The sequence below is a fragment of the Arcobacter sp. LA11 genome (assembly GCF_001895145.1).
Lineage (GTDB): Bacteria > Campylobacterota > Campylobacteria > Campylobacterales > Arcobacteraceae > Halarcobacter.
On sequence record NZ_BDIR01000012.1, the window covers coordinates 65774 to 82121 of the forward strand.

Genomic DNA, 16348 nt, shown 5'->3' on the forward strand with positions numbered 1-16348 from the left:
GAAGGATTTAGATGTTATTAGATAAGGTAATCGGTGTATTCTCAAATGATATGGCAATAGACCTTGGAACTGCAAATACAATCGTTTCTGTAAAAGGAAAAGGTATTATAATTAACGAACCATCAGTTGTAGCAGTTCAAAATGATAGATATGGAAAAGATAAAATTTTAGCAGTTGGACAAGAAGCTAAACAAATGATTGGAAAAACTCCTTTAAATATTACAGCTGTTAGACCAATGAAAGATGGAGTTATTGCTGACTTTGAAATGACTGAAAGAATGATTAGATATTTCATTGAAAAAGCACACGCTAGAAAATCTTTTATCAGACCTAGAATCATTATTTGTATTCCTTATGGTATTACACAAGTTGAAAGAAAAGCTGTTAAAGAATCTGCTCTTAGTGCAGGTGCTAGAGAAGTATTCTTAGTAGAAGAACCAATGGCAGCTGCTATTGGAGCAGGAATTCCAGTATCTGACCCTTCTGGTTATGTTGTAGTTGATATTGGTGGTGGGACTACTGAGATTGGTGTTACATCACTTGGTGGACTTGTTCTTTCTAAATCAATCAAAGTTGCTGGAGATAGATTTGATAAAGCAATTATTGATTATGTAAGACAAAATTATAACCTATATATTGGTGAAAGAACTGCTGAAAATATCAAAATTGAAATAGGAACTGCAATCAAACAAGATTCAGAACTTAAAATCAAAGTAAAAGGTAGAGATAACTCTGGATTACTTTCAACTATTGAACTTGGAAGTGAAGGGGTTAGAACAGCAATCAAAGAGCCACTAAGAGAAATCGTTTCAGCTGTAAGATCAGTACTAGAAGAGATGCCACCTGATTTAGCAGGTGATGTTGTTGACAATGGTGTAATCCTAACAGGTGGAGGAGCATTAATTAGAGGTTTAGATAAATACCTTGCAGATATTATCAAACTTCCAGTAAGAGTTGCTGATGAGCCACTATTAGCTGTTGCATATGGAACAAGCAATGTATTAGATCAGGAAGCCTTATTAAAATTAATCACTAATGAATAAATTTCTATTCTTTCTTCTTTTTCTTGCAGTTACTTTAGGTTATCTTTTCGATTTAGACCAAGTAATTGCAAGAAATTTCAATCCTTTTAATGGTATAAAACAATTTTATGTAGAAACTATAGTATCTGTACAGACTAAGACGGAAAGATACTTCAATCAAACAACACAAATTGAAAGTTTACAAAAAGAGAATGAAGAGTTAAAAAACTATAAATTACAATATCTTAATTCTAAAAATAAATTAGATAATCTATTAGATACTTTAGATGCCCCAAACTCAACCACAGAACAAATAAAATTTACTAGAGTTTTATCATATGTAAACTTTGATAACTTTACAAAAGTTTGGTTAGATTTAGAAAAAAAAGACAACTCTATCTTAGGAGTAATTTCTCAAGAATTTGCAGCAGGAATTGTAGTAAATCAAGATGGAAAAGCAAAAGCACTTTTAAATGGAAATGAAAAATGTAATTACTCTATATTTATTGGTGAAAACAAAGCCCCTGGAATAATCCATGCTACAAAAGATAGACAAAATCTTGTAGCAAAATATATTCCTATTTGGTTTGATATCAAAGAAGGTGATGAAGTTATAACCTCAGGTATGGATAATATATTTTTTGAAGGTTTAAAAGTTGGGAAAGTAATATCAATCAAGAAAAAACAAGATATTCAAGAAGCTATAATAACCCCTTATGCAAAAGTATTAAAACAAAAATCTTTTTTCGTATATAAGAAAATCCAAAATAAAAAAATAAAAGTAAAAAACTTAGTAATCAAAGATACAAAAAAAGAAGAAGACTCTAAAAAGAAACCTACAAAATAGTTTTTATATAATCAGCCACTCTAAATGAATTTGCATAAATAGTCCACGTATGTGGTACGCTACCACCTGTTGGCATAAAACTTCCATCTGTTACAAATAAGTTTTTCAAATCATGACTCTGACAATATTTATTTAATACAGAAGTTTTTGGATTATCACCAAATCTACAACCACCTGCTTGTAAATTTTGAGAAGGCAAAGGTGAAATATTTGCATCAATATTTTTTGCACCCATCTGTTTTAAAACTTTCATAGCTTTTTTTGCTAAAAATTTCCCAACTTTTACATCTTGTTTATGGGCACCAATTCTTATATTTGCAACAGGAACACCATATTTATCTTTATACTTTTCATCTATACTTACAAAACAATCATCATTTGGCATCCAATCTGTAAAAACTTCGAAAGTAAGAACTCTTTTTTTGGTAAAATTTTCATGAAGTTTATCTTGTAAAGCTTTTCCATAAAGTAGATTTCCATTATCATCACGTTTTAAGCTATTTGCACGCCTTATTGGGTTTGCATGTTCAAATAAAAAGTCAACTGTTCCACCTTTAAAATCATTAGTATAATACCAATCTTTTAGTGCTCTATTTACAAAAAAACCTTGTGTAAATAGTTCTTCTTTTGTTAAATTTGATTCATCAAATTCACCACTTCCAATTCCTCCACCAGTAAAGACCATATTTCGTCCTACTTGATTTGAAGAATTTGCCAAACCATTTGGATAAAACTTATTCTTAGAGTTTAAAAGAAGTCTTGAACTCTCAACTGCTTGAGCTGCCATAACAAAAAGCTTCGCTTCAACTTCTTTTTTAGTGCCCTCTTTTGTAAAATAATAAGCTTTTGTAACCTCATCTTTTGAACTATCAAGTTTATATACAAATGCTTCAGCTTTAATTGTAAGATTTCCCGTTTGTAAAGCATCAACTAAAAGTGAAGCTCGTGAACTTCCCTTTGCACCACTAGAACAAGCATAGCTCCCACAATAGTTTGAATAATAACAGGGGTTTCTTTTATCTTTTGCAGTTGATATTATTGCTCTTGGAACTTTATAAGAAGTATATTTTAAATTTTTACAACTCTTATCAAAAAGATTTACAATAGGATGTTCTTCTAAAGCAGGATAAGCATACTCCTTTGTGCTTCTTGGTTCATGGTGTTTATATTCTGTAATACTTCCTGAAACCCCTACTCTAGACTCTACTTTTGTATAATAAGGCTCCATATCTTCATATGAGATTGGCCAATCTTCTATGTTTGCACCTTCAACTTTTCCATATACTGTTTTTAATTTAAAATCATTAGGTTTTAATCTATGAAAATATCCACTCATAAAGTTTGATGAGCCACCTAAAATATTTCCATTCCAAAAACTCCATCCAGTTTCATAGGTAGGAAACTTATACCACTTACCATCAATTTTTTCTTCAATAACATGATATTCATCTTTTAATTTTGGAGTTACAATATAACGTCTAACAAAGGCAATCTCATCTTTAGAAAAGTCTTTCTCACTATAAATAGCACCCTTTTCTAAAATAAGAACTTTTTTTCCTGCCTTTGTTAACTCATATGCAATTGGGCCAGCTCCTGCTCCACTTCCTATAATACAAATATCATATTTCATCATACTACTTTTGCATACTTATATTTTGGTTGAGGACGACCAGTTTGATGATTCAAACTCTTCCAAGCTATTTCATTTTTATTTCCACCATAAATAGGATCGCTTAACATTGCTTCTATTCCATAATATACAAGTCTAGTAAGCCACTCTTGTCCATATTCACTATTATTTGTTCGTTCTATTATATTTTCTTTTTGTTCTTGGGTACTTTTTAAGAAGTTTGGAAAAGAGTCATTAAAATCAAGAGCACCTTGTAAAATATACTCCCTATCATCCATATCAAAAGATTTATATTTTGAATTTATTTGTAAATAAGAAGTTGCGTTAAACTCTTTTGCACTAGGCATTGTCTTAGTTTTTGGGAAAAGAATATCAAAGACATTATCAATGATTAACCAAGAGAGAGTATTATCAGCTTTAAATTCTTGTGAGTTTAAAACAGTACTAGCTCCTAAAATAGAACTTGTAACTATAAATTCACGTCTTTTCATACTTATTAAACCTCATCTCATTATTTCATATACTTTATATATAAACTTATATTTAAAACTAATAAACTGATTAAAACTCTATATTCTAATATTACAAATACATAGAAGAAAGACTTATATTTTTTTTAGCTTCTCTCTCTTTAGTAGGTAACACATCCAAACTTGGCCAATTGCCATCAATCAAACACTTAGCATAGGGTTTACACATCTTTGCTTCATTCATAGCATCAACAGAAGCTTGATAATCATATATTAATCTATGCCAGCTTATTTCAATCCCTTGCACAGTTGTATCTAGAATCATATACCAACCATCAGGAGTAGCATCATTTGCAGGCATACCAATTACTCCAGCATTTAGCCAATAACCATTTTCCAATTCTTGTCCAAATGGAATACCACAATGACCACCTATAATTACATCACTTGATACTTGTTCTAACTGCTCTTGTTTACAATTAATATCACTACTTGCAAAAACAAACTCGTTGATACTTTCAACAGAACCATGCACCACATGAAATTGTTTATTTGCTAGGCTAAAATGCAATTGCCGAGGTAATAATCCCATCCACTTTTTATGGGAAAGAGGTACATGTTTATTTGCATAATTGTACCATTCAATAGATAATAAGGAACACGCACTATTTTTATCAAATCCACAACCACAGTCATCTGAATTTGCTGATAAAGATTCTTCACAGTTGCCCATAACTACATGACAACCCCAATCTTGAATCAAGTTAACAGTTTCTTCTGGCTGAGCACAATAAGCAACTAAATCACCTGTACAAATCACACGATCAGAAGTAATATTACGAGCATCTGCAATAGCTTTTATTGCTTTTGTTGCAGCAAAATTGCTATAAGGTCCACCAAATACTAGTAAAGGAGCTTGCAGTTCACCTAAATCTTTAATCATTTGATACCTTTGCAGGAGAAGCTTGAAGTTGTTTTTGACTTAATTTACCAATAAAGAATAGTAAACAACCTCCAATCATTACAACAATACAAATCCACAATAACTTGGTATATTTATGTACATCACCTAGTAAAGCCGTATGCCCTGATGATTCTGTAAAATACAATATCGCACCAGTAATTGCCAAGATAAAACTACCTAAATAGCTCCAAACTGGAATATCTCGATTATTGCCCCATAGACTAAAAAATATTACCGGAATAAGATACATAGAAGCAGTTCCACTTACTGCTACAGCACTAAATAAGTCTTTATTTCCAAGAAATACCATAGCTAAACCTAAAAGCATAAAAACTGTCATTACAATTCTTCCATTACGAATATTTACTTCCATAAAACGCATATCAATTACTATCATTTTTGCTGAACTTGTCAAAGTACTATCCAATGTTGACATGGCAGAAATAACTAAAGAAGCACTAAATAAGAACATCGGTATTTCACCTAATAACCTACTAAGTGCTTGATTCATATTTTCACCATCAAAGGCATTAGCTCCTGCAATGATACCCAATGAACCAAAGGTAATAATACATATAGTACTAATCCAACCAGCATGTAAAAAACTACGTTTAGTTGTTTCACGATCAGCAAGAAAACCACGATCCATCATCACAGGGTCATGCATTGGATAACTCCAAACTTGAAGTAAAGCAACAATTAATAAAATAGGACCTGGTTCAGAAATATCAAAAGGTTTAAAAGTAAGAATATCAGTAGTAAAGTGACCTTCTCCTACAACTAAAAATACAAGTATTACTAGCACAGCTAAAAAGATAAGCATCTGATAGAAATCAGTACGTAATGAAGCTTGCAAGCCTCCTAACATTGAATACACTAATGTAACTAGGGCTAAGCCTACAACTGCTAAGGTATATGCTTGTGAACCTGCAACACCAAAAAGAATACCAATAACCAATAGGTTAGCAAATACTTCACTAATCAAACGAATACCAATTACAAAGTTATAACAACGTGTACCCCAAGAACCAAAACGGTCAAATAAAAAAGATTGAACACTATCATAACCATGCTCAAAACGTAAATTATCAATAATTTTACCACCTGTAAGAAAGGATAAATAATATGCAGCATAAGCAAGTGTTCCCCAAATACCATAATAAAATCCTAAAATAGCAGCATTTAATAAAGACCGTGCAAAAATCCAAGTTGTTACTTGAGAAAAGATTAGAGTCAATAAACCAGGAGCAAGACCTTGGGCATTTTTACCTTTGAAAAAACTATTTTCATGAGTTACACGACGAGATATAAAAATTGAGAATAATGCAAGAGTAGATACTAAAATAGCTAACCATATTTCCATTCAAAAATTCCTTTTTTGATTTTTCAAACTATAATAAAAATATGTTTAGTTATTGTAAAGTAATATTAAAAACCCTTGACTAGTAACTATAAAGTGCTTTATCTACCTTATCCCAAGTTAGATTGTCTTCACTTTTTTGTCCTTTAAACATATTGTAAACATATCTAGCAAACATATCAGTTTCTAGATTTACTTTAGTACCTACTTTGTATCTTTTAAAAAGTGTATTTTCTATAGTATGAGGAATAATTGTAAGTCTAAAAGAGTCTTTCATCACCTCATTTACAGTTAATGAAACTCCATCAATAGTAACACTTCCTTTAGGAATAATATATTTAGAATATTCACTTGGCAAAGAAATAAAAAAATCTGTAGAATTTCCACTGTTTTTTATACTTGTGATTGTTCCTAAACAATCTACATGTCCTTGAACAATATGTCCTTCAAATCTATCACCCATCATCATTGCAGGTTCAATATGAACTTTTCCTCTATAATTTTCCATTGCAAGTATTTTTTGTGACTCAGGAGATAATTCTACAGTAAAAGTATCACTTGTAAATCTAACTACTGTAAGACAAGCACCATTAACAGCAATAGAGTCTCCAAGCTTTGGTGAGTATTTAGCTTTTAAAGTTAAAAAGCTATTTTTTAAGCTTAAAACCTCAGCCATTTCACGAATTAATCCAGTAAACACATAAATCCTTTAGCAAAATTGTAGTAAAGTTCGAAATATTTGGTATAATACCGAAAAATTATTGAGAAGCTAATTTTTACACTTTCCAAAAGATATAATCAAATTTTCAAAAACTTTTCAATATACAAAAAAAAGAAATAGCCAATAGGCTAATAATAGATAGGATAATTATGAGTTATGATATTATCGTTGTAGGTGGAGGACACGCAGGAATTGAAGCCTCTTTAGCTGCAGCAAGAATGGGTAAAAAAACCCTACTTATTACAATGTTAGTTGAGCAAATTGGAGCTGCTTCATGTAACCCAGCTATTGGTGGACTCGCAAAAGGTCACTTAGTACGTGAACTTGATGCAATTGGTGGAGAAATGGGACTTTGTACTGATGCAACTGGTATTCAATTTAGAATATTAAATGCAAGTAAAGGTGCAGCAGTTCAAGGAAGTCGTGCTCAAATTGATATGGACAAATACAGAGAGTATATGAGAAAAGTTTGTCATAATACTCCAAATTTAGAAGTATATCAAGATGAAGTAACTACTCTACTAGTAAAAGATGTCAATGAAGTTTATGGAGTAAATACTAAACTTGGTGAAGTTTTTGAAGCTAAAAAAGTAATCATTACTACTGGTACTTTCATGAGAGGACTTATTCACATAGGTGAAAATACTTATGATGCAGGACGTGCTTGGGAATTACCATCTTCAACATTATCAATACAATTAAAAGAGCTAGGTTTAAATGTAGGAAGACTAAAAACAGGAACACCTGCAAGAATAGATTCAAACTCTATGAACTTTGATTTAATGGAAGCTCATGGTGGAGATGAAAAACCAACTCCATTCTCTTTTAGAACAGATAAATCAAACTTCAACCCAAAACAATACCCATGTTATATAACATATACAAATCTTGGAACTCATGGAACTATCACATCAAACTTTGATAGAGCTCCTCTTTTTACAGGTCAAATTCAAGGAAGTGGGCCTAGATACTGTCCAAGTATTGAAGATAAGGTAAATAGATTTGCTGAGAGAGAAAGACATCAATTGTTCCTAGAACCACAAACTGAAATGTGTACAGAATACTATATAAATGGTCTTTCTACTTCTTTACCTATTGATGTTCAAAAAGAAATGATTCATTCAATTCAAGGTCTAGAAAATGCAAAAATCATAAGATATGGATATGCTATTGAGTATGACTATGTAGACCCAACAGAGTTAAAACACACTCTTGAAACTAAAAAAATCAAAAACCTTTATAATGCAGGTCAAATAAATGCAACAACTGGTTATGAAGAAGCTGCTTCTCAAGGTTTTATGGCAGGGATTAATGCAGCACTTGCAATTGATAAAAAAGAACCATTTATCCTAAGACGAGATGAAGCTTATATTGGTGTATTAATAGATGATTTAGTTACAAAAGGAACAAATGAACCATATAGAATGTTCACTTCTCGTGCTGAATATAGACTTCTTTTAAGAGAAGAAAATGCTGATTTAAGACTAACAAAATATGGTCATGACTTAGGATTAATTGATGATGAGCAAATGTCAAAAGTTGAATTTAAAAGAAAAACCTTAAAAGATGCAACTGAGTATATGGCAGAAGAATGGTTTACATCTAAAAAAGAAAATCTTGAATTGCTTGACTCTTTAGGTGAAGATAAAATTAGAGATAGAGTTAAACTTATTGATATTATTGGAAGAAATACTGTTACAACTGAAAAGTTTGATAAAATCATTCCAAGTTTAGCCAATACAGATGATTATTTAAAAGAACAAATCATCATAGAAGCTAAATATTATAGATATATTAAAAAACAACAAAAACAAATTGAAAAAATGAAAAAAATGCTTCAAATGAAAATCCCTGAAAACTTTGATTACAAAGTTATCCCAGGATTATCAAATGAAGTAGTTGAGAAATTAGAGAAATTTAATCCACCAACACTTTTTAATGCAAGTGAAATATCTGGAATTACACCTTCTGCAATTGATATTATTCATATGTATATAAATGTAAAAAATAAGAAATAAGCTTTTTCATAAGATAAACTTATAATAGCTTATGTTAATCATAAGCTTAGTTTATATATAATTTTAAAAAAAATGACAGGAATGTGACATGGAAGCTAAAAATAGCGCATTAAAAAAAACTTCATATAGAATAAAAAGATATTATGCTTATATTCTTGCAACAGTAATATCTTTATCAGTTCCATTTATAACTATCAATGGAAATCATTTATTTTTACTATCATTTGATAAAAAACAATTTCATTTAATGGGTGTCGCATTTGATATGCAAGAGCTATATTTGATGCCGTTTTTATTAATGCTTCTATTCTTAGGAATTTTTGCTGCAACTGCGCTTGGTGGTAGAGCTTGGTGTGGATGGGCCTGTCCCCAGACAATATTTAGAGTTGTATATAGAGATTTAATAGAATCAAAACTATTAGGTCTAAGAAGAATTAAAAATAAACAAAAAGAACCAGATTGGAGTAAAGCAGAAAATGCTTCTAAAAAATTAGTCGCAATAATCATTTGGTCAGCCTTATCTTTAATAGCATCTGCAAACTTCATGTGGTATTTTGTTCCCCCAGAAGATTTTTTTGCCTATATGGAAAATCCTTCTGAACATATGCTTTTAATAGGTATAGTTTTATCTACAGCTGCATTTTTAATATATGATGTTGTTTGGCTAAAAGAAGATTTCTGTATTTATGTTTGTCCATATTCAAGAGTTCAATCAGTTTTATATGATGATGATACTTACCAAGCTATTTATTCTACAAATAGAGGTGGAAATATCTATAATGAAGATAAAGAAAAAATCATTTTTAAAGCAAAAGATTTACCAGAACAAGCAAATGAGTGTACAACATGTGAGTCATGTGTAACTGTTTGTCCTACACATATTGATATTAGAAAAGGGATGCAATTAGAATGTATCAACTGTCTAGAATGTGTAGATGCCTGTACAACGGTAATGGGAAAACTAGGGAAAGATTCCCTTGTACAATGGTCAAGTACTAGTGCTATAGAACAAGGAAAGCCTACAAAACTTATTAGAAAAGCTACTATTATGTATGCGGTTTCATTAGTTTTAATTTTAGGACTTCTTTTTGTTATGGGTGGAAAAAAAGAGTACATGCTTTTAAATGTAAATAAAACAACACAATTATATAAAATAAAAGAGAATAATCTAGTAGCAAATAACTTCTTATTCTTATTCCAAAATACAGATTCTAAGCCACATACATATGCTTTAGAAGTTGTAGATAATAATGATATAGAAATTGCTAGATTTAGACCATTTAAACTAAGCCCTAAGAAACTTGCTAAAAAAGTTGTAGTTTTACAAACTGATAAATTATTAGTAAATGATAAAACAAAAGATACACCTATTACTGTTACAATTAGAGCTTATGCAGTTGATGAACCTGAAAGAGTACAAGTATTTAGAAAAGCAGTGTTTATCTTCCCAAGAGCAGATAAACTAAAATAGTATTTACTAATTGAACTAAAAAAAAGGGGGGGAAGAAGATAAAACTTCTTCCCCCCCCTTTTTTATTTAAGAATATTAAAAAGGAATAGCAGTATCTATTGTTTCTCCTACTTCAGAAACAGAATCCCCTACAATATCTGGAGTAACAGTATTTAATACTGCTCCTGTAACTCTAAAAGGCAATGCAGCCACATCACCAACGATACAACCATTAAACAATACTATGATTAAAAATATTAAAAAAAAAGATTTCATTAAGTTCCTATGTTTTTTCTAGCGAAATTATATTTTAAATTATGTTAGAAAGATATTATTCAACTCTTTTCTTATTTATCTTCAATATCTAAAAAAAATCAATCTACTTAACTACATATTAACTTCTGCTTAGATATAATCGCGGAATATTTTATTATAAATTTTTAATTATTTTTTGGAGTTTTTTATTATGACTAAATTCATATTTGTAACTGGTGGAGTATTAAGTTCACTTGGAAAAGGTATCACTTCTGCATCTATTGCAACAATTTTAAAACAATCAGGCTTTAAAGTTTCTATGCTAAAAATTGATCCTTATTTAAATGTAGACCCAGGGACAATGAGTCCACTAGAACATGGTGAAGTATTTGTTACTGCGGATGGTGCAGAAACAGACCTTGATTTAGGAAACTACGAAAGATTTATTGATAAAACACTTACTGCTAAAAACTCTTTTACAACTGGTCAAGTTTACCAAAGTGTTATTAAAAGAGAAAGAGAAGGTGGGTATTTAGGTAAAACTATCCAAGTTATTCCTCACGTTGTAGATGAAATTAAAGATAGAATTTATGCAGCAGCAGACGAGCACGAATTTTTAATTATAGAACTTGGTGGAACAGTTGGAGATATCGAAGGTCTACCATTTATGGAAGCAATTAGAGCTATTAGACATGAACTTCCAAAGACAAATACAATGAATATCCATGTAAGTTTAATTCCATATATCAAAGCTGCTGGTGAACTTAAAACAAAACCAACGCAACACTCAGTTCAAGAGTTAAGAAGAATTGGTATTACACCTCATATGTTAGTATGTAGAACAGAGAGAACTTTACCTAAAAACTTAAAAGATAAATTAGCTTTATCATGTGATATTGATAGAAATGCAGTTATTGAAGCTGGCGATGCACAATCTATTTATCAAGTTCCATTACACTTTATCAAAGAAGGTATTTTAAATCCATTATCAGAGCATTTTAATATCAAAATCAAACCAAATATGGAAAGATGGGATACTTTAGTTAAAAATATTTTAGTTCCTCAAGATGAAGTTACAATTGCCTTTGTTGGTAAATATTTAGATTTAAAAGAATCATACAAGTCACTTATTGAAGCACTTATCCATAGTGGTGCGCACTTAAATACAAAAGTAAATATTCACTGGTGTGACAGTGAAAGAATTGAAGATGTTGGAGCATACGATATTATTGGAAACTCTGATGCGATACTTGTAGCAGGTGGATTTGGACATAGAGGTGTTGAAGGGAAACTAGCAGCAATTAAATACGCTAGAGAAAACAAAATTCCATATTTAGGAATTTGTTTAGGTATGCAATTATCAGTTATTGAATATGCTAGAAATGTACTTGGATTAGAAGAAGCTAACTCAATTGAATTTGATGAAAATACTCCAGACCCATTAATTTATTTAATTGATGAATTTATGGATCAAAGTGGAAATAAACAACTAAGAACACATAAATCACCAATGGGTGGAACAATGAGACTTGGTGAATATCCATTTGAACCACTAAAAGGTACAAACCTTCAAAAAGCTTATGGAAATGAAAAAATTTATTTCGAAAGACATAGACACAGATATGAAGCAAACCCAAAATATAAAGAAGCCTTAGAAAAAGCAGGTATGCTTATCTCTGGACAATCAGATGGGCTAATTGAAGCTGTAGAGATTGAAGATCATCCGTGGTTCGTAGGAGTTCAGTTTCACCCAGAATTTACTTCTCATCTAGAAACACCAAACCCAATTATTTTAGAGTTCGTAAAACAGGCAAATTCACATAGTTAATGTCTAAGATTACAAAATCAGAACTTTATAATCTACTTGAAGCAAGGCATCAGAATAACACCTATTCTCGTCTTGCAAACATTCCTGTTCCAGATAGTTTTAAAGATATCAAAAGAGCTACAAGCAGAATAAAAGAAGCAATTTCTAATAAAGAGCAAATAACAATTGTTGGTGACTATGATGTTGATGGAGTAGTTTCAACAACTATTATCGTAGACTTTTTCAATAAAATTGGAGTAAAAGTAAACTATATTATTCCAAATAGATTTAAACACGGATATGGTTTATCTCCTAAAATTGTTGATATGATAGATAGTGGTTTAGTTATCACTGTAGATAATGGAATCTCAGCAGTTGATGCGGCTCTAAAATTAAAAGACAAAGGTATCGATTTAATCATCACAGACCATCATACAGTAGGTGAAGAAATTCCAGATGCATATGCAATTATAAATCCAAAACAAGAAGATTGTACTTTTCCTTTAAAAGAAATCTGTGGAGCACAAGTTGCATGGTACCTTTGTGCTGCATTGAAAAAAGAATTAGATAAAAATGTAGATATGCAAGAATTTTTTGACCTTTTATGTGTAGCTATAATTGCAGATATAATGCCTATGACAAGTTTAAACTATACAATGGTTAAACACGGTCTAAAAAAAATAAAAACTTCTCAAAGACCTGCATTTAGAAAAATAAATGAAATGATGCAAAAAAAGTTTTATGTATCAGATGATGTAGGATTTACAATTGCTCCAAAAATAAATAGTGCAGGAAGAATGGATGATGCCTCAGTAGCATTATCTTTTCTTCTATCTCAAACAGACTATGAGGCAAATGAAGCTTTACAACTATTAGAAGAATTAAACTGTTACAGAAAAACTCTTCAAGAAGATATATCTCAAAAAGCAAATAGTGCTTCTAATCCAAACGATAATGCAATTATCGTTTGGGGAGAAGATTGGCATGAAGGTGTTATAGGAATTGTAGCTTCAAAGCTCTCTAATTCATTTAAAAAACCTGCTTTTATATTTTCAGTTAAAGATGGTATTGCAAAAGGAAGTGCTAGAGCAAATGCAAATATAAATCTTCACACAATTATAACTGAAACATCAGACCTATTATTAGGTTTTGGTGGACATAAAAATGCTGCAGGACTTTCTCTTAAAGCTTCAAACCTAGAAGAGTTTAAAAGTAGAATAAATAATCTACTAAATGTAGAACCAAAAGAATTACATATAGAACACAATGTTCTAGGTGAGCTTGATGTATCATGTGTAGATATAGAGTTTTTAAATATTATAGAAACATTTGAACCATATGGACTTGAAAATCATAGACCTATTTTTAAAATATCAAATTCTAAAGTTTTAAAATCACAACTTTTTGGACGAGATAAAAATCATTTAAAACTTACATTAAATAGTGATGGTTTTGTTTTTGAAGCATTAAGGTTTCATGCAGATAGAAAAATATTAGCAGATAATATAGATTTAGTAGTATCTATAAATAAAAATGAATTTAGAGGACAAATTAGCCCCCAATTTTTAATTCAAGACATTTTATAAGAACTATTATAAAACCATTGGAGAAGTTACGTGAATTCTTCTTCCTTTTTTTATTCCCTCTAATTCTAATATCTCATCATCAATAGATGTTCTTCCATTTGATGATGCTAAAATATTTCCATTTCTTATATCAATAAGCTTAATAAACACTATAAGATTTTGTGTTGTAATAGAATAAGTTCCAACAACTGCAAATTGTGAATCAACTTCTTTTTTATTTATTTCACTTTGTTTTCTTGTTAAAACATTTAATCCACGTTTTCCATACTGAAAATATTCACTTAATTCTACTTCTCTTACAATAATATCATTATTTAATAAAGAATCTTTCAAGTGATCAGATAATAAAAAACCAAGTTTTGATCTGTTTTTTAGTTTATCCAAGTTTACAAAATCTGAAACTAATACAACATCATCAATTTTAATATGTCTTTTTAATTTAGCTGACGATTTATCAACAAGTCTTTCTACAAGAGAATGAAAATCATTTGAACCTGTAAAATTTTTATGGTTTTCTGGAGATTTAAGGGCTATTTGATTTACAATATCAGAACAACCTGAAAATGTAAATATCAAAAATATTGAAGCTAATAAAAACTTCAATATTTTCAGAGTTGATTTATTCATTTATACTATTTTTCTTTTATAATTTTAATAGTTCTTGCTGGTCTACAATCTTTGAAAAGAATACAATCATTTCTTTTATTATGTAGATAAGTTGCTCTAGAACTTGAAATGATTTTCCCTGTAATATTATCAATTACTCTTGCATTTAACATTACTTTTCCAAACTGTCTAGAATAAGTTCCTACTACTACATATGTATTTGGAACTTGGTCTTTTAGTTTATAAGGGTTTCTTGTAATAAAGTATTCACCTTTTTCATTTATTGAAACAGCCATTTGACCTCTGTATTCAATTATATTAAAACCTCTATTTGACATCTCATTAATCATACTTTCACTTACAATTCTTCCAAATTCAGTTGTCTTTTTAAAATTATCTAATCTAACAAATGAAGTAATCAATACTGGCTTACTTGTATCCATTTTTTTATTTCTCATCATTTGAGTAGCTAGAGAGTTAATTGTTCCTTCTAGCGTTGATTGAGTTGTTACATTCCTTTGCATATCTTCTGCAATTTGAATATGTTGTTTTGTAACTTGTACTTTTTGATTTTCTTTTACAACACTACTCTCTGAATAAGAAGGCGTAGACATAGATTGTGAGAAACATCCAGTAAATAAAAATACTGTAGCTGTCACAAGAGATGTTTTAGCGAAAGTTTTAAGCATAAATTCCCCTTTTAATAATTGCATAGATTTTATTTAAAAACAACTTATAAATTCTTGAAAAGATTATAACTTAACTATTTGCTATATGCCTTATTTTCATTATTGTATGTTAAAATACACTTTATAAGTCATATTAAATAAGGAATAAAAATGCCTAAAGTATTAGTTGTTATATCAACAGGATTTGAGGAGATTGAAGCTATTACTATCATTGATGTATTAAGACGTGCACAAATTGAAGTTGTAATTGCAACAATAAATGATATTTTAACAGTTGGAGCAAATGCAATTGTAATTCAAGCAAATCAATATTTGAAAAATTTAAATCCTTTAGATTTTGATATGATAGTTCTTCCAGGAGGAGGAACAAATACCCAAAACCTAGCTTCAAGTACTTTAGTACAGAACTCACTAAAACTTATGAAAGAAAAAAATAGATATATTGCTGCTATTTGTGCAGCGCCCTACGCTTTGCATACAGCAAATGTGCTAAATAAAAACTACACTTGTTATCCAAGTTTTGAAGAAAAAATAAGACAAGATGGTTACCAAGGAGACAATCAAGAAGTTGTCATCGATGAAAAAGTTATAACTTCAAGAGGACCAGCTACAGCTATGACCTTTGCACTAGAACTGATAAAACTTTTAAAAGACGAAAATACTTACCAAAAAGTAAAAGATGGACTACTAGTAAAGTAATTCAAATATAAACTTTTTTAAAATTATTAAAAAATCATAAAACTACATAACAAATTAATTTATTTGTTATAGAATATTAGATAATCTATACAATTATATTTTAGATAAAACTAAAGGCAAAAAAGTTGTCAGAAGAACTAATAAAAAAGCTAGATAAAAGAAATATCGAAGAAAGTATAGATGAGCTATCAAACGCCTTAAACTTAAAAGAGTTAAGACGTGAA

The 16348-nt window shown here is 30.1% G+C and carries 15 protein-coding genes; 7 read left to right on the forward strand and 8 right to left on the reverse strand.

The features are described from left to right. Positions 1-11: 11 nt before the first annotated feature. Positions 12-1043, forward strand: coding sequence for a rod shape-determining protein (locus BT997_RS12535; RefSeq protein WP_072682288.1), 1032 nt, complete (start codon positions 12-14; stop codon positions 1041-1043). Then, entirely contained in the window at positions 1036-1869 is an 834-nt protein-coding gene (gene mreC, locus BT997_RS12540; protein ID WP_072682289.1) for a rod shape-determining protein MreC, read from the forward strand. Before BT997_RS12535 ends, mreC begins: the two co-directional genes overlap by 8 nt. Here the strand turns inward: mreC and BT997_RS12545 are convergent. The 5 genes from BT997_RS12545 to ribE all read right to left on the reverse strand — a co-directional run bounded on the left by BT997_RS12545 (position 1859) and on the right by ribE (position 6993). Beyond that, the gene (locus BT997_RS12545; RefSeq protein WP_072682290.1) at positions 1859-3499 is read right to left on the reverse strand and encodes a GMC family oxidoreductase; all 1641 of its coding nucleotides are present in this window, start codon (positions 3497-3499) and stop codon (positions 1859-1861) included. The genes mreC and BT997_RS12545 overlap by 11 nt on opposite strands. Next, positions 3499-3990, reverse strand: a complete 492-nt coding sequence (locus BT997_RS12550; RefSeq protein WP_072682291.1) for a gluconate 2-dehydrogenase subunit 3 family protein — start codon at positions 3988-3990, stop codon at positions 3499-3501. Before BT997_RS12550 ends, BT997_RS12545 begins: the two co-directional genes overlap by 1 nt. A gap of 91 nt (positions 3991-4081) precedes the next feature. Continuing rightward, on the reverse strand, positions 4082-4912 hold the full coding sequence (locus tag BT997_RS12555) for a metallophosphoesterase (protein WP_072682292.1): 831 nt from the start codon (positions 4910-4912) through the stop codon (positions 4082-4084). Next, complete coding sequence (locus BT997_RS15575; protein WP_072682293.1) at positions 4905-6296, reverse strand: sodium:proline symporter; 1392 nt, start codon at positions 6294-6296, stop codon at positions 4905-4907. The genes BT997_RS12555 and BT997_RS15575 overlap by 8 nt, the downstream gene beginning before the upstream one ends. Positions 6297-6375: 79 nt before the next feature. Next, on the reverse strand, positions 6376-6993 hold the full coding sequence (gene ribE, locus BT997_RS12565) for a riboflavin synthase (protein ID WP_072682294.1): 618 nt from the start codon (positions 6991-6993) through the stop codon (positions 6376-6378). A gap of 170 nt (positions 6994-7163) precedes the next feature. On the opposite strand from ribE, the gene mnmG reads away from it, so the two are divergent. Together mnmG and ccoG are read left to right on the forward strand one after the other, a co-directional pair. Continuing rightward, a complete protein-coding gene (gene mnmG, locus BT997_RS12570; RefSeq protein WP_072682295.1) occupies positions 7164-9032 on the forward strand; it encodes a tRNA uridine-5-carboxymethylaminomethyl(34) synthesis enzyme MnmG in 1869 nt (622 codons plus the stop codon). An 88-nt stretch (positions 9033-9120) separates the two neighbouring features. Beyond that, on the forward strand, positions 9121-10503 hold the full coding sequence (ccoG, locus tag BT997_RS12575; protein ID WP_072682296.1) for a cytochrome c oxidase accessory protein CcoG: 1383 nt from the start codon (positions 9121-9123) through the stop codon (positions 10501-10503). A gap of 75 nt (positions 10504-10578) precedes the next feature. Here ccoG and BT997_RS12580 read toward each other — a convergent pair whose 3' ends face one another. Further along, positions 10579-10758 carry a DUF6726 family protein gene (locus tag BT997_RS12580; protein ID WP_072682297.1) on the reverse strand — a complete coding sequence of 60 codons (180 nt, stop codon included), beginning with the start codon at positions 10756-10758 and terminating at the stop codon, positions 10579-10581. Between the two features lie 190 nt (positions 10759-10948). Here BT997_RS12580 and BT997_RS12585 point away from each other — a divergent pair, with 190 nt between their 5' ends. Both BT997_RS12585 and recJ read left to right on the forward strand, forming a co-directional pair. Next, the gene (locus BT997_RS12585; RefSeq protein WP_072682298.1) at positions 10949-12565 is read left to right on the forward strand and encodes a CTP synthase; all 1617 of its coding nucleotides are present in this window, start codon (positions 10949-10951) and stop codon (positions 12563-12565) included. Beyond that, entirely contained in the window at positions 12565-14130 is a 1566-nt protein-coding gene (gene recJ / locus BT997_RS12590; protein WP_072682299.1) for a single-stranded-DNA-specific exonuclease RecJ, read from the forward strand. The genes BT997_RS12585 and recJ overlap by 1 nt, the downstream gene beginning before the upstream one ends. 6 nt (positions 14131-14136) lie before the next feature. Here the strand turns inward: recJ and BT997_RS12595 are convergent, their stop codons facing one another. After that, the gene (locus BT997_RS12595; protein ID WP_072682300.1) at positions 14137-14757 is read right to left on the reverse strand and encodes a FlgO family outer membrane protein; all 621 of its coding nucleotides are present in this window, start codon (positions 14755-14757) and stop codon (positions 14137-14139) included. Positions 14758-14762: 5 nt separating this feature from the next. Continuing rightward, positions 14763-15425 carry a FlgO family outer membrane protein gene (locus tag BT997_RS12600; protein ID WP_258239489.1) on the reverse strand — a complete coding sequence of 221 codons (663 nt, stop codon included), beginning with the start codon at positions 15423-15425 and terminating at the stop codon, positions 14763-14765. A 150-nt stretch (positions 15426-15575) separates the two neighbouring features. Between BT997_RS12600 and BT997_RS12605 the strand changes: the two genes are divergently transcribed. Next, positions 15576-16124 (forward strand): DJ-1 family glyoxalase III, encoded by a 549-nt coding sequence (locus BT997_RS12605; RefSeq protein ID WP_072682301.1) that lies wholly within the window; start codon positions 15576-15578, stop codon positions 16122-16124. The last annotated feature ends 224 nt before the right edge of the window (positions 16125-16348 follow it).